Origin of the sequence: Caballeronia sp. dw_19 (genome assembly GCF_018449515.1) — a bacterium.
Classification (GTDB): Bacteria; Pseudomonadota; Gammaproteobacteria; order Burkholderiales; family Burkholderiaceae; genus Caballeronia.
On sequence record NZ_JAAVUQ010000055.1, the window covers coordinates 1 to 24,028 of the forward strand.

The 24,028-nt window shown below is 59.8% G+C and carries 18 protein-coding genes; 7 read left to right on the forward strand and 11 right to left on the reverse strand.

Annotated features, from left to right (window positions below):
• Positions 1-107 precede the first annotated feature (107 nt).
• Positions 108-1,301, reverse strand: a complete 1,194-nt coding sequence (locus HB376_RS37375) for a glycosyltransferase (protein WP_213768714.1) — start codon at positions 1,299-1,301, stop codon at positions 108-110.
• Positions 1,302-1,350: 49 nt separating this feature from the next.
• Entirely contained in the window at positions 1,351-2,823 is a 1,473-nt protein-coding gene (locus HB376_RS37380; protein WP_213768715.1) for a hypothetical protein, read from the reverse strand.
• Between the two features lie 808 nt (positions 2,824-3,631).
• Here HB376_RS37380 and HB376_RS37385 point away from each other — a divergent pair.
• The 3 genes from HB376_RS37385 (at position 3,632) to HB376_RS37395 (ending at position 7,529) form a co-directional block, all read left to right on the forward strand.
• Positions 3,632-4,777: an acyltransferase gene (locus HB376_RS37385; RefSeq protein ID WP_213768716.1), complete on the forward strand. Its 1,146-nt coding sequence runs from the start codon at positions 3,632-3,634 to the stop codon at positions 4,775-4,777.
• Between the two features lie 238 nt (positions 4,778-5,015).
• Entirely contained in the window at positions 5,016-6,197 is a 1,182-nt protein-coding gene (locus HB376_RS37390) for an acyltransferase (protein WP_213768717.1), read from the forward strand.
• Between the two features lie 174 nt (positions 6,198-6,371).
• Entirely contained in the window at positions 6,372-7,529 is a 1,158-nt protein-coding gene (locus tag HB376_RS37395) for an acyltransferase (protein WP_213768718.1), read from the forward strand.
• An 86-nt stretch (positions 7,530-7,615) separates the two neighbouring features.
• Here HB376_RS37395 and HB376_RS37400 read toward each other — a convergent pair whose 3' ends face one another.
• Positions 7,616-8,821 carry a glycosyltransferase gene (locus HB376_RS37400; protein ID WP_213768743.1) on the reverse strand — a complete coding sequence of 402 codons (1,206 nt, stop codon included), beginning with the start codon at positions 8,819-8,821 and terminating at the stop codon, positions 7,616-7,618.
• Positions 8,822-9,192: 371 nt separating this feature from the next.
• Here HB376_RS37400 and HB376_RS37405 point away from each other — a divergent pair, with 371 nt between their 5' ends.
• Both HB376_RS37405 and HB376_RS37410 read left to right on the forward strand, forming a co-directional pair.
• Entirely contained in the window at positions 9,193-10,440 is a 1,248-nt protein-coding gene (locus HB376_RS37405) for an oligosaccharide flippase family protein (RefSeq protein ID WP_346730656.1), read from the forward strand.
• A complete protein-coding gene (locus HB376_RS37410; protein ID WP_213768720.1) occupies positions 10,440-11,519 on the forward strand; it encodes a glycosyltransferase family 4 protein in 1,080 nt (359 codons plus the stop codon). The genes HB376_RS37405 and HB376_RS37410 overlap by 1 nt, the downstream gene beginning before the upstream one ends.
• A 99-nt stretch (positions 11,520-11,618) precedes the next feature.
• Here the strand turns inward: HB376_RS37410 and HB376_RS37415 are convergent, their stop codons facing one another.
• A complete protein-coding gene (locus HB376_RS37415; RefSeq protein ID WP_213768721.1) occupies positions 11,619-11,765 on the reverse strand; it encodes an oxalate:formate antiporter in 147 nt (48 codons plus the stop codon).
• 33 nt (positions 11,766-11,798) lie between these two features.
• Positions 11,799-13,196 (reverse strand): OFA family MFS transporter, encoded by a 1,398-nt coding sequence (locus HB376_RS37420; RefSeq protein WP_213768722.1) that lies wholly within the window; start codon positions 13,194-13,196, stop codon positions 11,799-11,801.
• A gap of 795 nt (positions 13,197-13,991) precedes the next feature.
• On the opposite strand from HB376_RS37420, the gene HB376_RS37425 reads away from it, so the two are divergent.
• Positions 13,992-14,813 carry an alpha/beta hydrolase gene (locus tag HB376_RS37425; RefSeq protein ID WP_213768723.1) on the forward strand — a complete coding sequence of 274 codons (822 nt, stop codon included), beginning with the start codon at positions 13,992-13,994 and terminating at the stop codon, positions 14,811-14,813.
• Between the two features lie 42 nt (positions 14,814-14,855).
• On the opposite strand, the gene HB376_RS37430 is transcribed toward HB376_RS37425, so the two are convergent.
• The 5 genes from HB376_RS37430 to HB376_RS37450 all read right to left on the reverse strand — a co-directional run bounded on the left by HB376_RS37430 (position 14,856) and on the right by HB376_RS37450 (position 20,396).
• On the reverse strand, positions 14,856-15,965 hold the full coding sequence (locus HB376_RS37430) for a glycosyltransferase (protein ID WP_213768724.1): 1,110 nt from the start codon (positions 15,963-15,965) through the stop codon (positions 14,856-14,858).
• Between the two features lie 64 nt (positions 15,966-16,029).
• Positions 16,030-17,064 (reverse strand): UDP-glucose 4-epimerase GalE, encoded by a 1,035-nt coding sequence (gene galE, locus HB376_RS37435; protein WP_213768725.1) that lies wholly within the window; start codon positions 17,062-17,064, stop codon positions 16,030-16,032.
• Between the two features lie 23 nt (positions 17,065-17,087).
• A complete protein-coding gene (locus tag HB376_RS37440; protein WP_213768726.1) occupies positions 17,088-18,239 on the reverse strand; it encodes a glycosyltransferase family 4 protein in 1,152 nt (383 codons plus the stop codon).
• 76 nt (positions 18,240-18,315) lie between these two features.
• Complete coding sequence (locus HB376_RS37445; protein WP_346730657.1) at positions 18,316-19,116, reverse strand: glycosyltransferase; 801 nt, start codon at positions 19,114-19,116, stop codon at positions 18,316-18,318.
• Between the two features lie 23 nt (positions 19,117-19,139).
• On the reverse strand, positions 19,140-20,396 hold the full coding sequence (locus tag HB376_RS37450; RefSeq protein ID WP_213768728.1) for an oligosaccharide flippase family protein: 1,257 nt from the start codon (positions 20,394-20,396) through the stop codon (positions 19,140-19,142).
• Positions 20,397-20,897: 501 nt separating this feature from the next.
• Here HB376_RS37450 and HB376_RS37455 point away from each other — a divergent pair.
• Positions 20,898-22,325, forward strand: coding sequence for a phosphomannomutase/phosphoglucomutase (locus HB376_RS37455; RefSeq protein WP_213768729.1), 1,428 nt, complete (start codon positions 20,898-20,900; stop codon positions 22,323-22,325).
• Positions 22,326-22,539: 214 nt separating this feature from the next.
• Here HB376_RS37455 and HB376_RS37460 read toward each other — a convergent pair whose 3' ends face one another.
• A complete protein-coding gene (locus tag HB376_RS37460) occupies positions 22,540-23,481 on the reverse strand; it encodes a hypothetical protein (protein WP_213768730.1) in 942 nt (313 codons plus the stop codon).
• Positions 23,482-24,028 lie beyond the last annotated feature (547 nt).

Here is a 24,028-nt window from a genome sequence, read left to right on the forward strand (position 1 = left end):
ACTAACGCCAGAACCGACCACCCCGGCATAGACCCCGACCACTAACCCCGGAACCTGCCAATCCACCCCCCAACCACTCCCCCGAAACCCACCCCCAACCATCGACATCACCGCTCAACACTCACCAAAACCGGTCCACCGGCGCGAGCGAAATCCGCATCGTGCAACACCCGCAACAAATCCTTCGACATGGCCTCGACCGTGAAGCGTCGATGAAAAGTCTGCCTGGCCTGCGTACGCATCGCGGCCGCCAACGACGGTTCCAGTTCAAGCCAGTGCCTGAGACTCGATACCGTCCCGGCCACCGTATCCGATGCGACGAATCCCGCACCATCCGCTTCCACTTCCCGCCAGATATTCACCTTGTCGGAGATCAACGCCGGCAGGCCGCATCCCAGCGCTTCAGCAACCGCAATGCCGAAATTCTCCTGATGCGATGGCAGGATGAACGCATCGCTTGCCTGGAACGCACCCCACTTCATGTCGCCAAGCAGCATGCCCGTCCACGTGATGCGATCGGCGATACCCAGTTCACCAGCCAGCTTTTGCAGCGCAGGTGTCCATTCGCCGCTGTCCGGACCGGCCATCACAAGGTGCGCAGAAGGATCAATATCGCGGATCTCGGCAAACGCCTTGACCAGCAGATCGCAACCCTTCTTCTCATGAATGCGGCCGAGGAACAGCAGCAGGCGCTTGCCATCGAGTGCGGGATAAGCCGCGAGAAAGGCATCGCGTACCGACGCAGAAAACGCCGGCGGCGAAGTTGTGCCGAAAGCCACCACTTCCTCGTTCGCGCGATACAACCGGAACGATTGCCGCGCGAGCACACGCTCTTCCTCAGCCGTGAACAACACACGGCGCGCATCGCGCAGCACGCGATATTCCGCCCACGGCCAGTACAGGGATTTCTTCAGGTGCTTGAGCGGATAGGTGCGCTTGAACCACGGATCGAGCATGCCGTGCGGAAACACGTAGTAAGGCACGTCAAGCTCGCGCAACGCCTTCCACGCACCATAGCTATGGTATTGCCACAGGCCATTGATGATCACGGCATCGAACTGCGTGGCGTGTGTTTTAAGCCAGGGCACCAGATGCGGCGTGAGGCCATAGTTGCCACGCGACGGCCCGAGCGCATGCACGGTCAGCGGGAACGCGGCGAGCCAGGGCGCGGCAGGGTCGTCGAGCGTGACGACCTCCACTTCATGACCCAGCGACGTCATGTCGACGCCGCTTTGCCGGACGCCTTCAGTCGGTCCACCCGCACGCGGGTCGATAGTCGATAACAAATGCAGGATCTTCATTGCCGGTCGCCGCTTGGGTGATTGATCGGTGGTCGACGTGGCTCGATCTTCATGCCGATGTGTACCGCGACATCGTGCCCGTGGTGGGATCGCGGCCTTCGTTCAGCGCGGGCGCATGGGCGGATACGGGCGTCGGCATGGCGACGGGAGTGACCGGAGTGGCCGGAGCAGGCGACGGCGCGGGTGTTCCAGGCCGGCGCTTCTTCGGTAGTCCTTGCTGCGCGCGATGCCGGGCGTCTCGTTCCCGCATGGCATACGAGAGACGCGTATAGGTCGCGACCAGCAAACCAAGCGCGACGCCGAACACGAGACCGGAATACCGCGGGCCGAGTGGATTACCGCCGATCGACATCGCCGGCAAACCCGCAAGCAGCAACAGCGAACGTCCCATCACGGGCAGGTATAGCAGGTCCGGCGCGCGCCGCCGCCACACGCGATACGCCATCCCGCCGAGGCCCAGTGCAAGCAGTATCGCAAGCGGCATCCAGAGACCGAACAGCAAACCGCCCGCGAAGAACTGGTACACCCAGAAGTTGTGGCCTGCGGCAAATTCCTGGATCGCGTAGAAGTCCTTCTTGGAGATTTGTCCGGCGAGGTCGGGCAGATAGTCGGGCGAATAGTGATACACCGCGCCATACCCCTTGCCCGCGATCAGCGATGACGGCGTGGACGTGACCTGATCGTACTGATCCTTCATCTCCGCGAGACGCGTGATAGTGGTCGGGTCCATGCCAGAAGTCGTTTCCTTCGAAGCGTAGATGCGTTGTGTCCAGTGTTCGGCGACATCGGGGAAAAATGACGCCGCGCCGGCCGCCATCGCGGCGATCAACAGGCCGGTCAATGCCGCGCGCATGCCGGCCTTGGCCAGGTGCCGCGCCGACGGCGCCGACAGCCACGTCGCGAAGACGAACAGCAGGACGGTGCCCACCAGCAGGCTTCGCGTCACGCTCAGGAGTTCGATCAGGATCGTGCCGAGGAACAGGGCGAGGGTGATCTTGGTAAAGCGTTTAGCGACCACGAACTCATGCAGGAGGATGCCCTGCAAGCCGAGGAAGGTAGACGATATGATCCGGTAGCGCACGTCGTCGAGCGGGCCGCCGCTGGTCGCTATGCCGAAGGCGAAGGTGAAGACGAGCGAGATGGCCATCGACCAGAACAGCGCCTTCTCGAACTGCTCGATCCGGTCGCCTTGCCACGGTCGGCATGCAACAAGGTAGCCAAGCAGGAACAGCCCGAAGGGCAGCAGGGTGCGCAGATAGTTGCCGAAGTCATTGCCTTGCATGAGCTGGGCCACGATGCTGCCGGCCACGGTCATGATGGTTCCGGCTGTAATGATCGAACGCAAGCGCGAGCGCTGTGTGAAGCTCGGCGCGATCAGCCACAGGATCAACCCGGCGCCGAGCACCGGCAAGGTCATGACGATCTGCATCGCGTGGCTGCCGTCGTCCAGTCCCGCCTTGTAGTCGAGCGCGAGAGGGCATATCAGCAGCCAGATCCATAAGATCGTGAATTTATTGCGCATGGGCTTGTCTCTCTTCAACTCTCAGTTTTCAGGCTTCGCTGCGGACACTTCGACGTTCAGCGGCGCATGGCGCCCGGTTCGGACACAGGCGATGTCGGCCTGGTGGTTCCCCTGATCGTTCTCCTGAGCATGCCTTGCTGAAAGCATCCTTTCCGTTGCATGGCTCGCATAACGTGTTCAGTTCCCGTTTTCAGCGCTCATCGTCAAGGTCGGCGGCCGGGCGAATTCAAACGGCTGCTTAACGGGCCGCTTACTTCCGATGTAAAGGGGCCGACGCTGGATGGTCGCGAACCCGCATGAATCGTTCCGCACATTCGCCACGAAGCACGCTCGACGCGCGGCCTGTATTCGGTCTGCATCTCTAATGAGCAGCGCTTTCCCCAAAGCCGCTGGCTGATTGCTCGGAATATATCAGCGGCCAAATCGGCTGCATCCGGGGAGGCGGTAAAGCACTAGTCTTCGTCTTGAATCGACGGGTTGCGGCATGCGCGCCGCCTCACGCAAGACGCGGCGGGGCCGTTGTTTACGGCCGATTTACAGCCGGCTCCGGGAGCTGGAGTGTTGCCGCGGCGCACTGCCCGGCAATCCGCACAAGGCGTCGCTTGCGTGCGACAGCCCGCAGTGCATGGCCGTGAATGGCGTGATGTTGGCGGATGAAACCGGAGTGCTCAGACGAAGATTCAGGAACTGCCAGTCTGGACGCGGCCGGATGCGTCCGGCCGCAGGATTTTGCCTGAAGCGTCAGGAATAAATACCGAAAGGCAGGTCGGAATCGCGGGGCACACGCGCCGCCGCAAAGGGGAACACCATGGGCTTGTTCGGCACACCACGTACACAACAAACATCGAACCGGACAATCGAGCTCGACTTCGTTCGGGGCATTGCGATCATCGCCGTAATGGGCTTTCACTTCCACTCGGTCAAGACCGGTTATTCATTTGTTAGCTGGATCGAATATCCGTTGAAAAGTTTCGGCCGCGAGGGCGTTAACCTGTTCTTTACGTTGAGCGGCTTTCTCGTGGGTGGCCTGCTGCTGAAGCAATATTCAGAAGCGGGACGCATTGATGCCCGGCGCTTCATCATTCGACGCATCTTCAAGATCTGGCCCGCGTATTACGTGCTGATCCTGTTCCATGTATTCGCCGGCCGCCATCCCACCGACACCTTCCTGGTCCAGAACCTGACGCACTTGCAGAACTACCTGGGTACGTCGATCAATCAGACCTGGAGCCTTGCAGTCGAGGAACATTTCTATCTTTTCCTGCCGGCGTTGCTGTTGCTGTTCGTGCGCTTCAAGGCGGGGGCGAATGCGATCATCGGCACGTTGCTGGGGATTTGCGGCATCGTGTTGCTCGCGCGTTGCGCGGTGGTGTCAAACGGTGATCTGGATGCTGCGTTCTTCCAGACGCAGTACCGCATAGACAGCCTGCTGTTCGGCGTGATCCTCGCCGCGTTCTACTGGATGAAGCCCGAGCTTTACAAGAAGTTTGCCAGCCAGAAATGGCTGCTGCTCAGCATGGTAGCGGGGCTGATTGCATGGCTTGTCCTGGCTACGCCGCACCTTGTGCTCGACGAAAGTATTGGCTACACGATCCAGGCGATCGGCTTCACTGCCGCGATCGTGCTGTCGGTCGAATACTCGGGGGCTATCCGCGATTCGATTGCGTATCGCGCGGTGGCGTGGATCGGCGTGTATTCGTATGGGATCTATCTGTGGCATTCGCTGGCGCTCGCGCCCGCCGACATCATGATCCGCAAGATGGCTGCCATGCATGTTCCGTCGCTTGCTGCCTGGGCGCTTGTACTGAGCGCCCAATTTTGCATCGCGATCGTGATTGGCTACGTGACCACGCGTGCAATCGAATTCCCATTCCTCAAGATTCGCGACGCATTGTTCCCGGCCAAGCGCAAGGGAGAAATGGAAGTGCCTGTGGTGAGCACGCACGTGTCCTGAGCGCGTCTGTCGAAACCGCGCTTTTGCTTTAAGCGCGCTTTCCCCTGATTGATCGAATCGTCCGGGCGCTCGCCTGGACCGTGCCAACTTGTTGCCCGGGAACGACCATGGAAACACTGCATTACTGCCGCTTCGAATGCGTGTCGAGGTGTGGGCCGTCAAGCTACCTGAGGGGCAGCGTGAGCGACGGCATCTCGGCTTTGAACGGCTCATGCATCGATGATCCGGAGGTTCGCCTATGACAACGGCTCCGCGCATCGCGGCGCTTGACGCCGGGCGCACGCTTGCCGTGATCGGCGTGATTGCGGTTCACCTCGCACCGTGGATGGTGACGAGTCCCGTATGGCTCGATACGCTGGCCAATCTCGGTCAGTACGGCGTCCAGTGCTTTTTCGTCATCAGCGCGATCACGATTTTCGCTTCGATCGAGCATGATGCGCAACGCTTAAGCGGAACGCGCGAGGTGTTACGCAATTTCTATGTGAAGCGTTTTGCGCGCATCGCGCCGCTTTACTACCTGGCGATCATTGGTTACGCGGTCGTCGATTACGTGGTTCGTCGCGCGCACGGCCACATGCTGTTGCCGCACGATTTTTCCGATGTCATCCTCAACCTGATCTTCGTTCATGCGTGGGTTCCGTCGGCGACTGACAGTGTCGTTCCGGGTGGCTGGTCGATCAGCGTCGAGATGCTTTTCTACATGATCGCTCCTGCGCTGGTGTTCTTTTGCCGGACTACGCGTGGCCTGATTGTCGTGTCGATACTGACCGCATTGTTCTCGGTGTCGTTCTGGTATTTCGGCGCTTGCGATGGCGGACCTGCATGCCGTGTGGTGAACAATGACTTCTTCTATTTCTGGCTGCCTACGCAATTGCCGTGTTTTATCGTCGGGTTCTGGACCTGGCATCTGGCCAAGGATTATTTGATCGGCGACAGGGTGTTGCCATTGCGTGCATGCGGATGGCTTGCGCCTGGTGGACTGGTCATGGTTGCCGCGTTGTTCCTGGCCGGTACCGGGCGCGGGATGGCTCACGGTGTTGCGCCGACATTTGCGGCGCTTGCGACTGCCGCGCTGATGTTGTTGTTGACGCGCGTCTCTCCACGGACGTTGCAGGCGCCGGCACTGGGGAACCTCGGGCGCAATAGTTTTGGCATTTATATCTGGCATTTCGTCGCGATTCTCGGCGTGCGTGCCGTGGTCAAGATCGATGCGGTCGATGATTTTGCCGAATATCACGGCGTGCTGGTTTTCGCTGTATCGATGGCAGTCGCTACAGTCGTGGCTTATACCGGTGCTCGCTTTACTGCACGGCGAGTTGAAGAACCATGCTCACGATGGGCGCGGGAATGGTTAGTGAGGGCTCCTTTAAGAGTATCGGCCGGGCGGGATGCAGCCGCTGATGGGGCCGAAGGGGTTTGATGCCGGTTTCAGTTGAGCCTGCGCGGCGCCTACCCGCGCAGTGCTGGCTCAGCCAGGCAGTACGCCGGCTTATTTTGCGAGTGCAATGCCGCCAAAGCGTAGCTGAACTTCACCTGCCGATACTGCCCTGCAGCCCGATGCTGCTACCATTCCGAGAAAAAGACAGGGGTCGAAATGAGCACAACGACAAGTCAGTCTGGCGGGGTACTACCAGCGCTCACTAGCATCCGCTTTCTTGCGGCCCTGACGGTGGTGTTATCGCATTTCACCGAGTTGGGCTTACTCAATCTCCCCAAGTGGTTCTTTGATTTCGTGGATGGCGGTCGTCCCGCCGTATCGCTATTTTTCGTGCTCTCCGGATTCATCCTGACTTATACGTACCGGAAAACGATCGGTACCGACGGCCCGGCGCGTTTCTATGTCGCCCGCTTCGCACGAATCTATCCGGTCGTGCTTCTGTCACTGGGTCTGTCGGCGCTCGTCACCGCTTATCTGCTTAATGGCGGCGACTCATCGCTCATGCTCGACTGGTACGCGTTAAAGAGTTCTGTTTACATCTCACTCGCCGTCAGCCTGATCTGCCAACTGTTACTGCTGAATGCATGGTTTCCATTCGCGGCAATTAATCAACCATGGAACGGGCCTTCATGGAGCATCTCCTGTGAAGCGTTCTTCTACGCGCTGTTTCCGCTGCTCCTGCGCAGGCTGGGAGCACTGCGAATGAGGACGTTGTTCTTCGTGTGTGCAGGACTCTGGATGCTGCAAGGGCTGTGGATCGTGTTTCTGCAGCATGCGCTTCCAGCTAGTCGCCACGGCTTTCTCGTCGCCGAGTTCCCGATTACCCATCTGTTCGAATTCATCGTTGGCATAGCTGCCGCGATCAAGTTCGATGAGCTGCGCTCGCGTGGCACTTCGCTCCACTCTCACGGCGTTGCACTGATTTCCGTGGCACTCGTTGCGGTGATTGTGCTGGCAATCTGGCGTCCGGTTTCCCCCGCCTACTATCTGGAATCGCCGTTCTTCGCCGCGCTCATACTTGGCCTTGTGTTGTTGGAGCGTCCAGTCATCGGCTTCCTCAATCAACGCTGGCTCGTGCGCCTTGGTGAGGCAAGCTATTCTCTCTATCTCATTCACGTGCCGTTAGCGCACTTGGCGTTTATCGTTGGGTTCAGGCAATCGAATGGATGGATCGCGATGCTCTTCGCAATATGCTTGAGCGCCGTGATTTTTCAGTATTTTGAAGAGCCAATGCGAAGGCGGATTCGCGCGAGGTTAACAACCATCGCGCCGTCCACACGGCCGGCAGTGGCGCTGCATGATCGGGCCGCGTGATGTTGTCTGATGGCAGGGACAGGGCTTGCTGATTGAACCGCTGGTCGCCTGCAACATGCTAAAAGTGCTCGCCAAACCACGAAGCTTCAAATAATCGCTTGCCGCAGCGTCTGCTTGAAGTAGCCCAGCGTATTGCGTTCCAGCAAATGCGGCCCGGCTGGCGTTCCTGCCGGGCGCTCCTCGAACACCTTGTCGAAAGCGCGATTAATCGACGTAACCGATAAATCCTCGACCACCGGCCCCAACTCACCGGTCCGGCAAAACCATCCAATCAGCCCATCGGCCGTGGCGACCACGGGCTTGCCGAATCTGTAAGCCTGGACCAGTACGCCGCTCATGCCGTAGTGCCCTTTATAACCAAGCCAGACCACATCGCAGGCGGAAAACAGGTCGAGTTCTTCCTCGGCGGTAATGAACCGGTCCATGAAAACCGCCGCAGGCGATAACGCACCCGCCGAAGAAAAGAACGCGCGAGTCTCATCGTCCTGAGCCCCCGCGACAACGAGCGTCAGCGGATCAGCGCCTCCCCGCTGTGCAAGCGCGGTGACCAGCTCCTGAATGCCCTTGCGCTCGGTGATTGCGCCATAGACAAGCACGTGCCTGCCAGCGCCGAGCCCCAGGCGCTGACGGGCCGCCAGTGGCTCCGTAGCCCTCGCGTCAGGGAATGGGTCGGCGAGATACTGAACGGCCGCGCTACGGCCCGCCTGATGACGCTCAGGATGCCCCGGCTTCCCCGCGTACCATTCGGTAAGCGTGGGATCGATGGTGAGCAAAGTCTTCAAGCCGGGCGTACGAATGGCGCGCAGAAATAATTGCGCTTTGATCGCGTTGATCAACGGTTCGCGCGGTGCCTTCACGCCCACCTTGGCATGATGGAAATTGGCGCGCATCGTAATGCCCACCCATGGCGTTGCGCCAAACGGCGAACCCGTGAACGGCAGCGAGTAAAAGAAATAATCGACGTAAGGAACCACGACCAGCGCGACCTTCCGGTTGCGGCTGGCGGTGTCGAATGCTTGCTGGAAATCGCGGAAAAACCGCACGTAGCTGACCTTCGCAAAGCCGCGGCGGCCGTGTTGGAGCGGCTCGACGAACTGGATCTGCAACTCGGGCCGGTTCTCCTGAGCGATGCGCGTGGCGAGCGAATGCCCTGCGTTCGCCGGGTCGGTCACTATCACGCACCGATACCCCGCTTCCATGTAAGCCGCTGCGGCCCACTCGGCATAACGCCAGCGATGCCCTGTGAAATCCGGTTCGACAATCAGCACGGTGTCGAGCGTGTCATTGGCCATGGTCATTGTTTTTGAAAGCGTACAAAAAGGGCGTGATGCAGGATGGCCGCGCGCAGAACGTCCTCTCCGGGCGGTCAAAGCGGGCAGGGCCGATCAGGCGCGCGGCGCCAAACATCAGTCGATAACGTCAACACTAGCATTGCCACACGCTGCGCAACCGCCAAAGTCAGGGTATTCCTCTGGCGAAAAAAGACAGTGATCCAGCACACACGAGGGCCGATATCGACTACGAGATGGCGCACGGCACAGGGCGCACCACGTTACCTTTGCGGAAACCCTGGGCAAATATCGCTAATGCAAAGTCACGTCTCTCGGGAAATCCATTTGCCACGCTCCAACTACAAAAAGTCGATCCGACGCGAGGAATGTCTGTGAGAGCAGTTCGCTTACCGTTTTCAACCGCGAGCGTGCGTTTCGATCAGGACGCCGCCATCTGGGTCCTGCTGCAACAAATCGTGGTGCGCGGCTTCGTCGCGGTCAAGTTCCTGGCGATCGGCCGGATTCTCGGGCCCGCCGCAATCGGCAGCGTCAGCGTCGCGTTGCTGGCGGTGGCTATTGCCGAATCGCTCAGCGATACAGGTCTCGCGCAAGCAGTGGTGCAAGGCCGCGAAACGCCCAACCGCTCGCAACTCGGCGCCGTGTGGACCACGCTGGCGTCGCGTGGCGGATTGATTGCGCTGCTGATTGTCTGCGCCGCGCCGTTGATGGACCAGCAGTTTCATCTTGGCGGCTCGCTGCTGCTGCTGCAACTCGCGGCGCTGTTGCCGCTGATCCGGGGCGTGGCGTCGCCGGCGTATTACATCGTCACGCGCGAGCGCGGATTCATGCGCATCGCGGGCGTGGAGATGTCGTCGGCGTTCCTCGATTGCGCGATCGGCCTGGCCTTCGCGCTTGGCGGGGCAGGCGCTTATTCGGTGCTGCTCGGCATGGTGGCGGGAGAGTCATTGAAGACGGTCCTGACCTGGACCACCATGTCGCCGCGTCCGCCGCTGCGGCTGTCGTGGAAGGGGATTGGCCATTACGTGAATTTCAGCCGCTGGATCTGGGCGGGCAGCGTGGTGAACCTGCTGCTGAATCAGTTCGACAAGGTGATCGTGGCAAAGCTGCTCGGACCGGCTCAACTGGGCGCGTACCAGATGTCCTCGAAGCTCGCCCAGATGCTGCTTGCCGACGCCGCCATCGCGATGTCGCAATACCTGTTTCCGACGTTCTCCGCGCATCACCGCAAGGATGCGGATTTCGCTGCGCGGCTGTTCCGTCGTTATCTTGCGCTGATCGCCGGCGGACTCGCGGTGCTGGTGATCATCTTGCGCCTCGCCGCCGAACCGCTGTTTCAGATCGTGCTGGGAACCGCGTGGCTGCCCGCCGTGCCGCTGTTCAGGATCTTCGTGGTCAACATGGCTATCGGTGCAATGATCGCCGTGCTGGTATCGTATTTGCGTGCGGTGGGCTTGCCGAAGGTCGCCACGCACGCGTCCATCATCCAGGCCGTGGTGCTGCTGGTCACGGTGCCGGTCGCCACCCATTTGTGGGGCGTCACGGGCATTGCCTGGGCGATGACGGTCGGCCTTGGTGCAGCCGCCGGCTGGATGCTGTTCCGAATTGCCAGGGAGGCGTGATGCGCATCCTTCATCTTGTTCTTGCCCCGCGCCTTTCAGGGGCGGAAGTGCTGGCCAAGGATCTCGCGATTCATCAGCAGAGAAGCGGCGAAGTTGTCGGCATGACGTCGCTGCGGCCGCAACATGACGACTTCCTCACGCTGCGCCAGGAACTCGATGCCAACGGCGTGGAGTGCATGTTTCCCCGCGGGTTCCATGGCACGTTCGGCAAGCTGTGGCATTTGTACCAGGCAGTTCACCACTATCGCCCGGACGTGGTGTTTGCCCACGCGACCATTCCCGCTTTCTATGCGCGCGCACTGCCACTATCAGCGCCCGTGGTGTACGTGATGCATTCCGCGACCAACGACTTCGAGCGCAGTCTGTTCCGGCGCATCGAGCGGGTGTTGTCGCGGCGGGCGCGGGCGGTGATCGGGGTATCGCCGGCGAATCTCGACGACTATGTGGCCGCCGTTGGCGAGCATCCGTCGATGCAGCTCATTCCAAACGGCGTGGACATGGCGCGCTTCTCACCCGGGTTGAATGCCGATCTTGCCAATGACCATGCGCAGATTGTGCAGATCGGGCGTTATACGTCGGTGAAGAACCAGTTGCAGACGGTGCATGCGTTCAAGGAGGTTGCGCAGCAGGTGCCGCTTGCGCGATTGCTGCTGGTCGGCGTGGTCGAGGATCCAGCGTATTTCACGGCGGTGAAGGATCTCGTGGCGAAGCTTCGGCTCGAGCAGCGGGTCACGGTGGAAGGGCCGCGTTCGGACATCTCTGACATTCTTTTCAAGGCCAGCGTGTTCGCGATGCCGTCGCGCTTCGAAGGCCATAGCATCGCGTTCCTGGAAGCGCTGGCGTCGGGCGTGCCGATTGTCGCCAGCGACATCCGGCCGTTCAGCTTCGCGGCGGATTTTCCGGCTGTGCATCTGCTGGACCCGGAGGACACTTCGACCTATGCACGCGCGCTGGTGACCGCGTTGGGCGAAGGGCGGGCGCAGCGGCCGCTAGGCGGCCTTACGCTGGCCGATACCGCCGAGCGTTATCTGGAAGTCGCGCGGCAGGTCACGGGCGGCATGGCAGGTGCGCCGGCTTGAATTGAAGGCGTGAGGGTTGGTGCAGATTCGAGCGTGGTAACGAAAAACGCCGGCTGTTCAAGCCGGCGTTTTGGTTTTTCAGACGTTGAAGCTTCAGCGTCAATGAAACAGCTTGGTCGCCTGGACCAGGGTGTTGATCACGCCCCATGCAAGCGGCACGATTGCATAGATCCAGAACACGCCGAGCAGCAGCTTGTTGGACGGCTGCGCGTCCAGTTCGGCGTTCAGGTTGGTATGGGTGTTCATCGCATTCTCCGCGCTAGAGTAGGTTCAGTGGATTCAGTCTGCCGCGAGTGCGGACGCGCTCATGTGATGTTTCTCGTGCACGCGCTTCACCAGCAAGTTGCAGATAAAGCCGATCACCAGTAGTCCCGCCATGATGTGCAACGTCGTGGTGTAAGCCTCCGCCTTGACCACGCCATGCGCCACTTCATACGCGCGAATGTAGTTCACCAGCACAGGGCCGGCGATACCGGCCGCCGCCCACGCGGTCAGCAGGCGTCCATGAATGCCGCCCACGAATTTCGTGCCGAACATATCGGCGAGATAGGCCGGTACGGTCGCGAAGCCACCACCGTACATGGACAGGATCACGCAATACGAGAGCACGAAGAGCGCAACGTTGCCGCTCTGCGCAAATTGCGGCACCAGCAGATACAACACCGCGCCGAGCGCGAAGAACACGAAGTAGGTGTTCTTGCGTCCGATCCAGTCCGACGCCGATGCCCACACGAAACGCCCGCCCATGTTGAAGAGCGAAAGCAGGCCGACGAAACCGGCCGCGGCAGCCGCCGTGATCGATGCCTTGAAGCTCTCCTGGATCATCACCGACGCTTGGCCCAACACGCCGATCCCGGCCGTCACGTTGAGGAACAGCACCAGCCAGATCAGGTAGAACTGCGGCGTTTTCAACGCCTGGTCGATATGCACGTGATTGCGCGTGATCATCTTGTTGCCGTTGGTCACCGGCGGCGTCCAGCCCGCTGGCGTCCAGTTCGCACGCGGGACGCGGATGGCGAGCGCACCGATCGACATCGAGATGAAATAGACGATGCCCAGCACCACGAAGGTCTCGGTCACGCCGTTGCTGGTCGCGCTCTTGAAGTGGTTCATCAGCGCCACCGAAGCAGGCGCCGCGATCATCGCACCGCCGCCGAAACCCATGATCGCCATGCCGGTCGCCATGCCGCGCCGGTCAGGAAACCAGCGGATCAGCGTGGACACCGGCGAGACATAACCTAGCCCGAGCCCAATCCCGCCAATCACGCCGTAGCCGAGGTACACCAGCACGATCTGATGCAAATGGATGCCGAGCGCCGCTACCAGGAAACCACCGCCGAAGCAGCAGGCTGCCGTGAACATGGTGCGCCGCGGCCCGACCTTCTCCAGCCATTTGCCTGCGAATGCCGCCGACAACCCGAGAAACACGATAGCCAGCGAAAAGATCCAGCCGAGCGTGGTCAGCGACCAGTCGTCCGGGGCCGATTCCGTGATCCCGATCACCCGCGTAAGCGGCGCGTTGAAAACGGAAAACGCGTAAGCCTGGCCTATGCACAGATGCACCGCTAACGCGGCGGGCGGGACCATCCAGCGCGAAAATCCAGGTTTTGCGATGGTTGCTTCTTTAGAAAAAAATCCGGGTGAACCGGTAATCGGGCTGCCGGTATGCGAGCTCATTCTGGGTCTCCAATCTGGTTTATTTGCGCTGTTTATCGTTTGCTTTTTTATAGACGAGCTTCAATAGCCTCTTGGCAGCGCTGCCGGGAAGCTGCTCAATCGTCGTAGCGTGGTTTGTACGAGCAAGGGGGTAAAGCGGAGAAGAATATATGATGTTCTCTTTCATAATGTTAACTCACCGATACCTCTCTAGCACGATAGTTAAGGGATCGGATAGTTGCAATAGGATATGTTCAGACATAAGCAATTGTACCGATAGGACAATCCTTGCTCCGACCCCTCTCGACCCTTCTGAATGAGTAAAAACAGGAGTTTTCAATAGTCTTCAGGTAATCATGGGTAATAACTTCTATAGCATTGACTTTCCGGCGAGATAAACCGGACCCGCCCAATGCAATTGATTAATTCGCGTTTTCCCGAAGAATCCCGCTTAATATGGTTTGCATGAAAGACGGCTCGAGCTGGTGGAAAAATGCAGTAAAGCGGCAGGATCGAAGTACGCAGACGGGATGGCGTGCACCGGCAGCCAGACGATTTCAGCAAGCCTTTGCGACGCGGCTTTCGTCGCCTAACCTGTACGAACATCCGCGTGTCGGACCGGGATCTGATCACTTTCCTCGCCGTTTCATACGATCAAATCGGTGCTTGAAGAAAACATCAAGACGTCGCATGAAGGGCGCAGGATTCGCATGGCGGAGGCGCGGCAAACCTTCGCTAAACCCCACGCGTTGCGCCCATGCCGAAGGTGACAGACGGCGGACGTAGCGCGTTATCTCACCTTAAGGAGCACGTTCGATGAGCACGATCAAGACGAAGGACGGCACGGAAATTTTCTACAAGGACTGGGGTACCGGCAAGACAGTGGCGTTCTCGCATGGGTGGCCGCTGGATGCGGACGCGTGGGACGCGCAGATGTTGTTCCTGGTCCAGAAGGGCTACCGGGTCATCGCGCACGACCGGCGGGGACATGGGCGTTCCGGCCAGCCGGGACAAGGCAACGACATGGACACCTACGCCGATGACCTGGCCGCGGTGCTCGACGCATTGGACGTGAAGGACGCCATGCTGGTCGGCCATTCCACGGGCGGTGGAGAGGTCGCGCGTTATATCGGGCGTCATGGGACCGGGCGGGTATCGAAGGCCGTGTTGATTGGGGCCGTGCCGCCGTTGATGTTGAAGACGGAAGCGAACCCGGGTGGCTTGCCAAAGGATGTATTCGATGGAATCCGCGCAGGCGTGGTGGGCGACCGCTCGCAGTTCTACAAGGATCTGGCGGTACCGTTCTTTGGCTACAACCGCGATAACGCCAAGAAATCGCAGGGCGTGATCGACACGTTCTGGGCGCAGGGAATGTTGGGCGGGATACTGGGGCACTACTTGTGTATCAAGGAATTTTCGGAGGTCGACTACACGGAAGACCTGAAGAAGTTCGATGTCCCGACCTTGATCCTGCACGGTGATGACGACCAGATCGTGCCTATCGATGCAGCGGGAAAACACTCGGCGAAGATCGTCAAGAACGCGACGCTCAAAGTGTATCCGGGCGGCGCGCACGGCATGTGCGTGGTCGAGGCCGACAAGGTGAACGCAGACTTGCTCGAGTTTGTATCGAGCTAAAAAAGAAACGCGCCGGCCATGAAACTGCCGGCGCGGGAACCGCTACTTCTTCACCGAATGAGCCCGCCGGAACACCATCCATCGCGGCGATTTAAACCTGACGATGCTGACGTACAGCCAGACGTAGGTGATCGCAAACACCACGACGAAGCAGAATAGATGCAGCGTATGCCGCCAGAACAGCGTGGCGGGAATCACGGCAACCAGACACAGCAGCCACAGATACGGCGAAGTCAGCGAATTACGCCGCGTGAGTTCGCGCGCGTTCTGCGCACCGACGGCCCAGCGCATGAGGCGCTTATAAACCAGCATATGCAGATGCACGCCATCGGGAATTCCGGGAGAGATCCCGCGAATAAATTTCTTCCGATAGATCGAGAAACACGTCTCGAAGATCGGATACATGAACAGCAGCACCGGGAACCACGCGGAGACATCGCGATTGCGCATCACGAGCAGGATGGACAGCTCGGCGAGCATGAAGCCGATGAAATAAGCGCCGCCATCGCCGAGAAAGATCAGCCCGGCGGGGAAATTCCAGATGAAAAAGCCCATCACCGCGCCCATCATGATCAGCGACGCAGACAACACCACCGGGTCGTGAACCTGGAACGCCACGTACGCGAGCGACGCAAACATCATGAACGCGACCATGGACGCGAGCCCATTGAAGCCGTCGATGATATTGATCGCGTTAGCCAACGCCGCTACAGCAACTACGGTCACTAGACACGAGATGACCCCGTAGGTCAGCAGGAAGTCCAGTGGCGGAACGCTGATACGCGTGACCGCAATCCCCAGCAAGAAGTACGCAAGCGCTGCCGCGGCCATCGTGCAAACGAGGCGTACAACCGGCGTGACCCGCTTGGTCAGGTCCTCGACGAGTCCGGAAACAAACGCCGGCATCCCGCAAGCAACAATGGCGAGGATTCCGCTCGATACGACCGGATAGGTCCATCGAAGCTGCACGGCCGAGGCGGTGAGCCCGACCAAAATTCCGACCCCGCCGATGCGAGGCACGGACCGCGCGTGGAACTTCTGCACGCCGGCAAAATCGCTATCGCCGGAAAGGCCTTCGTGCAAATGCGCAAACCGCACGATCAGCAGCGTGATGAATAGCGAAACGAGAAAACCGAGCGCAAAGCTGAGCATGAAAAATGACCACTAAAAAGAACGCGTCAGGCCGGGCCGCGTGGGCGTTGCCTGAACCAGAACGTCAGGCAAAACCCCGTGGATTTTGCGACTGCCAGCGCCAGTGATCGGCGCACATCCGCTCGATGCCGTGTTCCGCTTGCCAGCCGAGCAGCTTCGCAGCGGCGGCCGGGTCGGCGAAGCATTCGGCTATATCGCCCGGACGGCGGGCGACGAGTTCATAGGGCACGGGCTTGCCCGACGCCGTTTCGAACGCCTTCACCACGTCCAGCACGCTATACCCCTGGCCCGTGCCGAGATTCACGACAAAGCTGCTGTCGAGCGACTCCAGGGCATCGAGCGCCTTGATGTGACCACGCGCCAGGTCGACCACATGAATGTAATCGCGCACGCCGGTGCCGTCATGGGTCGCGTAGTCGCTGCCGAAAATGCGCAGGCGTTCCAGCTTGCCTACGGCCACTTGCGCCACATACGGCATCAGGTTGTTCGGCACACCCGCCGGATCTTCGCCGATCAAGCCGCTTTCATGCGCGCCGACCGGATTGAAGTAACGCAACGTCGCGATGCGCCACGCCGGATCCGAGATTTCCAGATCGCGCAAAACCTGCTCGGCGATCAGCTTCGATTGCCCGTAGGGGTTCGTTGCCGACAGCGGAAACGACTCGTCGATAGGCACGCTTTTCGGCACGCCATATACCGTGGCCGACGAGCTGAAGACGATCTTCTTCACATCGCGCGTGCGCATGGTGTCGAGCAGCACGAGCAGGCTGTCCATGTTGTTGCGGTAATACTCGATCGGTTTCGCCACCGATTCGCCCACTGATTTCAACGCGGCGAAATGAATCGCGCCAGTGATGGCGTGTTCATCGAAAATGCGGGCGAGGGTGGTTTCATCGCGGACATCGGCTTCGTAGAATGCCAGCTTTTTGCCCGTAATCTGCTCGACGCGTTTCAGCGATTGTGCATTGCTGTTCACGAGGTTATCGATCACGACAACCTCGTAACCAACGTTCAGCAATTCGACGCAAGTATGCGAGCCGATAAAACCGGCGCCGCCCGTAACAAGGATCGTGCCCTTCGCGCTTGTGTGACCAGTCATGAATAACGCTCCCGGAGGGTGATTTAGAGTGAAACGCCGGTAACCGCGCGTATTGTGCCTTTATAACGCTCGACGACCACGTTTTCGTCGAATTCGCGCGCGACCTTGGCGCGGCCCGCCACGCCCATTTCAGCGCGCGCCGCGTAGCCCAGCAAAAGCATCTGCTCCATCTGTTGCGCGAGGCTGTCGGCGCTTTTTACTTCGCACAGCAGGCCCGTTACGCCGTTTTCGACGACTTCGCGGCAGCCCGGGACATCGGTGGCGACAATCGGGCGGCCCATTGCGGACGCCTCCATCAAGGTTCGCGGCACGCCTTCACGATACGACGGCAGCACCACGCAATCCGCATTGCCGATAAACGCACGGACGTCGTGCGCCTCGCCGAGATAATCGATGACCCCTTCGCGCTGCCAGGCCTGCACTTCATCGAGCGTGATGGCGCTGGGGTTGTCAACGCCCACGGGGCCGAGCAACTGGAAGTGCGCATACGGATATTTTTCGCGCAGCCGGCGGGCCGCATCGACGTATTCCGCGACGCCTTTATCCCACAGCAAGCGGCCAATTAAAATGAAAAAAAAGCCTTCCGTCTGCGGGTTGGCGCGCGGTAGCGGCTGATACGCGTAGTCGCCGAGATCGACGCCTTCGCCGTGCAGCAGCCGCGCGCGCTCCGGATGAACCAGCAGGTCCTGGTCGATAAACGCCTGCCGGTCGTCCTGATTCAGGAACCACACTTCGCGCGGAAAGCGAAACGCAAAACGATAAAGCCGCTTCGCAACGCTCGCCGTCCGGCTCTTCTGGATGAACACATAACCGAGCCCGGTGGTGACCGCAATCGACGGCACGCCCGCGAGTTTCGCCGCGATCGAACCGTAGATGTTCGGTTTGATCGTGTAGTGAAACACCATGTGCGGCCGGGTGGCGCGGTACTCGCGAAGCAGCGCGGCGAGGGTCTTCAGGTCATCGCGGGGATTGGTGCCTTTCGACGCTACCGGCAGCTCGACGCATCGGCAGCCCATTTCTTCGAGCGGTGCGAAAGTCCGGTCGCGCGGCGCGATTACCGAGACGTCGACGCCGCGTTCGATCAGCATCCGCAGCAAACCGCGCCGGTAGGTGTAGATCGCCCACGCGGTGTTGCAGACGAGGGCAATGCGAAGGCGGGATTTCTCTGCGTTCATTCGATCGGTTTTAAATACGGTAGGTCAGGCGCTGGACGGCGGGCTATAAATCCGGGGCTTGAAACAAGGGCTTACGTCATGCGTGAAACAAGCGCGTTTTCAACGCGCGCACCGCGCCGTAAGGCAGCATCAGATGTGCGATATTTTTCGCTACGCCGAGCCAGTCGGGCAGGTTCGTCAAACGCATGTATTTCAATTGCAGCCGCAGTGTAGACAGCGTTTGTGTACGGCGTTTCGTCGCGCTGATGCCGTGCTCGTTGAGTTCGTAATACACGCCGAATTCCGGCAGGTTCGCGCAGTCGTGGTCTTGCATCAGGCGCAGGAACAGATCGAGATCCTCAGCCGCGCGATACTCCGCACGATAGTTGCCGGCTTCCATCACGTCGGTGACGCGCAGCATCATCGTCGGATGGGAGAAGCAGGCGCGCAGCAGCATGACGCGGCGAATTGCGGTCGGTTCGGCGGGCGGGCGCAGGTCGAACAGCGGCGCGCCTTCCATGCTCACTACATGCGTCCACATGCCGAGCGCCGCCGTTTTCGGATGCGCTTCCATATAAGCACGCTGCTTTTCCAGCCGATACGGCGTCGCCAGATCGCCCGCATCGATGCGCGCCGCGTACTTGACACCCCGCTCCGCCAGCGCGGCCACGCCCGTTTGCAACGCAAGCTCGATACCGCCATTGCGCGGCATCCGCAGCACATCGATCGCGAGGTTCGCAACCGATGGCGCGACGATAGGCGGCAGGCTGCCGTCATCGACGATCAGCACGCGCACCGTCGTACGCTCGCAGAACGATGCGAGCGTACGGTCCAGGTCGTGCTGGGCGTTGAACACCGGAATCAGCACGGTGACGTCGTCGAGGGTTAAAGATGGCATAGGCGTGGTTGGTGAGTAGGCGCTCATACCCGCAGCCTGAAGCGGATGTAGTAGAAATTGACCGATGCCGCCGCGAGATATCCCGCCGCCAGTCCGATCAGCGCACCGTAGCTGCCCATGCGAGGAATTGCGATCAGGTTCACCACGAAAGCCACCGCCAGCGCCAGCAGCCACTTTGCGAGCAACACGAATTTCGCCTGGTATTTAAGCACGACGAGGTTCCCGATCGCTTCGATACCAGCCGGCACCGACAGCCACACGGCCCAGCGGAAAATGCCGATGGATTCGGTATAAGCCGGTCCGAACACGCGCGAGATGATGACACCCGCGAGCAGGTCCAGCACTATCGCGCCGCCGATCATCAGTGCGGCCGTCATGGCGATCAACCGGCCGATGTTGCGCTTCAGTTGCAGTGCATCCTGCACGCGATACACGAACGCCGGCGCGATGGTCTGCGCGAGCATCAGTGCGAGCGTGATCCAGTTTTCGTTGAGTTGCTGCGCGGCGGAATACCGGCCGAGATCGGCGAACGAAATGTGGCGCTCCAGCATGAGCCGGTCGAGCTTCAGGAACAGGTACATACAAATGAGGCCGAGCCAGAACACCGTGCCGGCGCTGGCGAAGTGGCGGAACAGTGAGCGGTCGATGTGCCAGCCGAGCTTGCCGCCGTGTCGATGCATGTAGTACAGCATCAACACCCCGCCGATGACCGCCGCTTCCAGCGCCCACAGCCAGCCAAAGCGCGCCGGGCTTGCCGCTGCGCGCACGAGCACGTACACGAGCGCCGCTTTGGCGATCGCCGTGAGCATGCTGGTCAGCAATTGCGGTTTGCTGTACGTCATGCTTTGCAGCCACGCGTTGATCACGCCGACGAACGGCTCGCGAAACAGCATGGTCAAGGCGAGGCCGGCGAGCATGGCGCCGACGAGGGGATCGGTGAAACCCGCCGCAATGCCGATCCAGGTCAAGACCAGCGCCGCCGCGGATACGCCCATGCGCAGCACGAACGCGCTGCCGAGCACCGTGCCGAGCTGGCCCGGCGGGCGATTCACGATGGTCGGCACGAGAATCTCGGCACCGCACACCCAGGTGATGGGCGAGAGCACGAGCAGCAGCGTGTTGGCGTATTGCCATTTGCCGAAGACATCGGGGCCGAAGTAGCGCGCGAGCAGCCCGCTGATGGCAACGGCGACCGCTATCTGCGTGAGGCGTTCGAGACCGAGCCAGACGATGTTCGCCAGCGCCTTGCTAATGTCGGGGTTCTTGATTCGTTTCAGCATCCGCGGGCGGCGCCTCGCGTGGCCGTGGCTGTCACGGCGATAATAGGCATGGCGCTTGCGGTAAAACAGCCGCCCGGTCTTGCTGCGATCCTTGCTGGCGCGCGGTCGGGAGCCGTCAACCACCATGCGGTTTCCCGCCATCCGGTGTGACGTTTGTACTTCGCGGTGAAAAAGCGTCCGGGCATTGGATTAGAATATTTGCGCAGGTCCGCGCGGAAAGACTGCGATTATAGGTGCGAACAGTGCGGACAACCGCATGGTTGACGTTGGGTCGAGACTCGCTGAGGGGGCTCCGAAGGGGTGCCAGCGGGTTCGAGATCACTCGATACGAATTTCTTTCGTTATTTTTTGCGTTTCGTCCGGTATTGTTTCTGGCTGTTCGTGCGTTGGCCGAGTCAGGTCGTGATCGTTGGCCGCAGGTCTGTATCAAGGGGTCTTCGTGACCCAGGACGCTTCGGGATGCCCCGGAACCATTTAAATTATTAGTCAGGTAGCCATTCCATGAGCCAGTCACCGCAAGTACCGCCGCAAGTGCCCGTTACCCAGTCCATTTTCAAGGCTTACGACATTCGCGGGATCGTTGGCAAAACCGTCGATGCCGGCGTCGCGCGCAACATTGGCCGCGCGTTCGGCAGCGAGATCCGTAACCAGGGCGGCGACTCGGTCGTCGTGGCCCGTGACGGCCGTTTGTCGGGTCCGGAGCTTGTTGGCGCGCTTGCTGACGGCTTGCGTGAAGCCGGCGTGGACGTGGTCGACCTTGGTATGGTGCCTACGCCTGTAGGTTATTTCGGGGCCAGCGTGCCGCTCGCGCTGCCTTCGGGCGAGCGTCGAGTAGATTCGTGCATCGTGGTGACAGGGAGCCACAATCCGCCCGACTACAATGGCTTCAAGATGGTGCTGCGCGGCGCCGCCATCTATGGTGACCAGATCCAGGCGTTGTATCAGCGCATTGTGAATGAGGACTTCACGAGCGGTGCGGGCACGTACACCGAATACGATATCCAGCAGGTCTACCTTGACCGGATTGTCAGCGACATCAAGCCTGTGCGTCCGATGAAGATAGTGATCGATGCGGGTAATGGCGTGGCGGGCGAACTTGCGCCGCGTCTGTTCAAGGCGTTGGGTTGCGAGCTGGTTGAACTGTTCACTGACATTGACGGGACGTTCCCGAATCACCATCCCGATCCGGCGCATGCGGAGAACCTGCAGGACGTGATCAAGGCGCTGAAGGAGACGGATGCGGAAATCGGTTTTGCCTTCGATGGCGACGGCGACCGTCTGGGTGTTGTCACGAAGGACGGCCAGATCATTTATCCGGATCGCCAGTTGATGTTGTTTGCGCAGGAAGTGTTGTCGCGCAACAAGGGCGGGCAGATTATTTACGACGTGAAGTGCACGCGTAATCTGGCTAAATGGGTACGGGACCAGGGTGGCGAGCCGGTGATGTGGAAGACGGGGCACTCGCTGGTGAAGGCCAAGCTGCGGGAAACGGGCGCGCCGTTGGCGGGTGAGATGAGCGGTCACGTGTTTTTCAAGGATCGCTGGTATGGCTTTGATGATGGCCTTTATACCGGTGCGCGGCTGCTTGAAATCCTGTCGCGGGTGGCGGATCCGAGCAAGCTGCTCAATGATTTGCCGAACTCGTTGTCCACGCCTGAGTTGCAGCTGAAGCTGAATGAGGGTGAGAATTTTGAGCTTATCGCGAAGATGCAGAAAAACGCGAAGTTCACCGGTGCGGACGATGTGCTGACTATTGATGGGCTGCGGGTGGAGTATCCGGATGGTTTCGGGCTCGCGCGGTCGTCGAATACCACGCCGGTGGTGGTTATGCGGTTTGAAGCTGACAGTGAGGAAGCGCTCAAGCGGATTCAGGAAGATTTTCGCCGGGTGATTTTGGCGGAAAAGGCTGACGCGCAGTTGCCGTTCTGATACTGGAAAAAAGTGGATGACTCCACTGCCTTCCGGTGGCGGAGCCTCCGTGAAGAAGGCGACGGTTTCAAGTGTGCAGCGCGTTGGCCATCTTGTGAAACCAGCAACGCTGAGCGCGCATTGTCGAAAACACTTCCTTCAACGAGGTACAGGCCATCCTCCCCACAAAAAACGCCACTTTCTAAAGTGGCGTTTTTCATGCTGCAAATTTAAATTAACAGGCGAAAGTCGTTGCTGCCAGCGCTGCCGATGGATTCTGGATCGAGGTGAAGGTAAAGGACTGCCACTCCGTCGTCAGAAAAACGAAGCGTCCGGTACCAACGCCGTAGTTGTTGGTGGTAGTACTACTCCACTCTGCGGTCATGGACTGCCACCAGTCGGCGCCCAGGGCCAGGATATAACTGCTATTGATATTCGGATCGGTCGCGCCGGACGGAGAGCTGATTTTGGCTTGGACTGTCGTGATAACGCCTTGCGTTCCCGCCGGAATTGCTACTCTATTGGGCGGAACGAACTGGAACGCCTCGGTCGGCTCGAGGAGAACCGTGGTTATCCCGCCCGCATTTGTAATCTGTGTGGGAAAGGCAGTGTTGCCCGCGAAGGTCGGGAGATTCTGTGCGCCACCGATCGAGCCCTGACTTTGCACCAGGGTCAACTGGCCGGATGAGTTCAGGACATAGGTATTGAAATTTTGCAGTTGAACCGTATCTGCCGCCGCTGTGGTTCCTGTCCCGGCCGCAAACTGAATCTCGCCCCAGCCGGTCATCGCCGTGAAGCCGGCCGGTGGCGTGGGTTGCCAAATGACAGGAGCCGCAGCCCAGTCATAATCTAACGGAACGCCGTTCGGATGAGCCTCATGAGGCAACAGCATCTGCGCAGCCGCATTGCCGACCGTACTTTGGGCAACCGTGGTGCTGGTCGCACCGGAGCTGGCGGCGGCAGGCGCGCTGGCGGCGGGAGCCGAGCTGGCGCCGCCCAGACCCCTTCTGCTTCGATTGGCAACTGCAGCGGCATCGGACGAATCGCTGCTGCCCCCACCGCCGCACGCGGCGAGAACGAGAGCACCGCCGCCCGCGATGAGCGAGCCCAGCAACTTACGACGCATGGCGATTCGGGCATCGAGTACGGCGTTTTCAATTTCAGTATTCGGAAACATTAGTCATCCTAAAGATCATGCGCTTTTGCCGGGACAAACCCGGTCCTGCGACATCAGCCGCGCGCGACGTTTCGTGAAAGCGGGAGATACCGGCGCAAAAAAGACAGGCAGCAAATGTTTGTGCTACCCAGCGCTCGGCAGTCGCGCGCAACAAGCGGCGACTCCGAAAGGCATCTCGGCGGATACAGACGAATTACGGGATTGGAGGAACCATATTCCGGGAAAACTTACTCGCAATGATCGCCTGATAGTGGCGATGAACCTGAACCGGGCAAACGTTCCCCCACGAGCCCTGCAGGGAACTCGACAGCAAATGACTCAGGAGCAAAGGACTTGCTGGACCACCTACACCCGGCGGCAGAAACACCGCGACTTGAGGAACGTCTGTCATGTCCTACTCGTCGCATTGAATGTTACACAAACGAAACGTTTTTAGCAGTAAAAAAAGACGTAACACACTGTAACGTATGACTATTAACCGGTAATTTTGTTTGTTCATATAAATCAATACGGACAATAGACCTGCCAAGCCTTATGCCACGGTACA

Bases quoted from the DNA above. Each gene is read 5' to 3' on its own strand.
- HB376_RS37460 (WP_213768730.1), bottom strand. From the start codon at position 23,481: ATGTTTCCGAATACTGAAATTGAAAACGCCGTACTCGATGCCCGAATC.
- HB376_RS37380 (WP_213768715.1), bottom strand. From the start codon at position 2,823: ATGCGCAATAAATTCACGATCTTATGGATCTGGCTGCTGATATGCCCT.
- galE (WP_213768725.1), bottom strand. From the start codon at position 17,064: ATGACTGGTCACACAAGCGCGAAGGGCACGATCCTTGTTACGGGCGGC.
- HB376_RS37390 (WP_213768717.1), top strand. From the start codon at position 5,016: ATGACAACGGCTCCGCGCATCGCGGCGCTTGACGCCGGGCGCACGCTT.
- HB376_RS37455 (WP_213768729.1), top strand. From the start codon at position 20,898: ATGAGCCAGTCACCGCAAGTACCGCCGCAAGTGCCCGTTACCCAGTCC.
- HB376_RS37375 (WP_213768714.1), bottom strand. From the start codon at position 1,301: ATGAAGATCCTGCATTTGTTATCGACTATCGACCCGCGTGCGGGTGGA.
- HB376_RS37440 (WP_213768726.1), bottom strand. From the start codon at position 18,239: ATGAACGCAGAGAAATCCCGCCTTCGCATTGCCCTCGTCTGCAACACC.
- HB376_RS37425 (WP_213768723.1), top strand. From the start codon at position 13,992: ATGAGCACGATCAAGACGAAGGACGGCACGGAAATTTTCTACAAGGAC.
- HB376_RS37415 (WP_213768721.1), bottom strand. From the start codon at position 11,765: ATGAACACCCATACCAACCTGAACGCCGAACTGGACGCGCAGCCGTCC.
- HB376_RS37420 (WP_213768722.1), bottom strand. From the start codon at position 13,196: ATGAGCTCGCATACCGGCAGCCCGATTACCGGTTCACCCGGATTTTTT.
- HB376_RS37385 (WP_213768716.1), top strand. From the start codon at position 3,632: ATGGGCTTGTTCGGCACACCACGTACACAACAAACATCGAACCGGACA.
- HB376_RS37430 (WP_213768724.1), bottom strand. From the start codon at position 15,965: ATGCTCAGCTTTGCGCTCGGTTTTCTCGTTTCGCTATTCATCACGCTG.
- HB376_RS37395 (WP_213768718.1), top strand. From the start codon at position 6,372: ATGAGCACAACGACAAGTCAGTCTGGCGGGGTACTACCAGCGCTCACT.
- HB376_RS37410 (WP_213768720.1), top strand. From the start codon at position 10,440: ATGCGCATCCTTCATCTTGTTCTTGCCCCGCGCCTTTCAGGGGCGGAA.
- HB376_RS37450 (WP_213768728.1), bottom strand. From the start codon at position 20,396: ATGCTGAAACGAATCAAGAACCCCGACATTAGCAAGGCGCTGGCGAAC.
- HB376_RS37400 (WP_213768743.1), bottom strand. From the start codon at position 8,821: ATGGCCAATGACACGCTCGACACCGTGCTGATTGTCGAACCGGATTTC.
- HB376_RS37445 (WP_346730657.1), bottom strand. From the start codon at position 19,116: ATGCCATCTTTAACCCTCGACGACGTCACCGTGCTGATTCCGGTGTTC.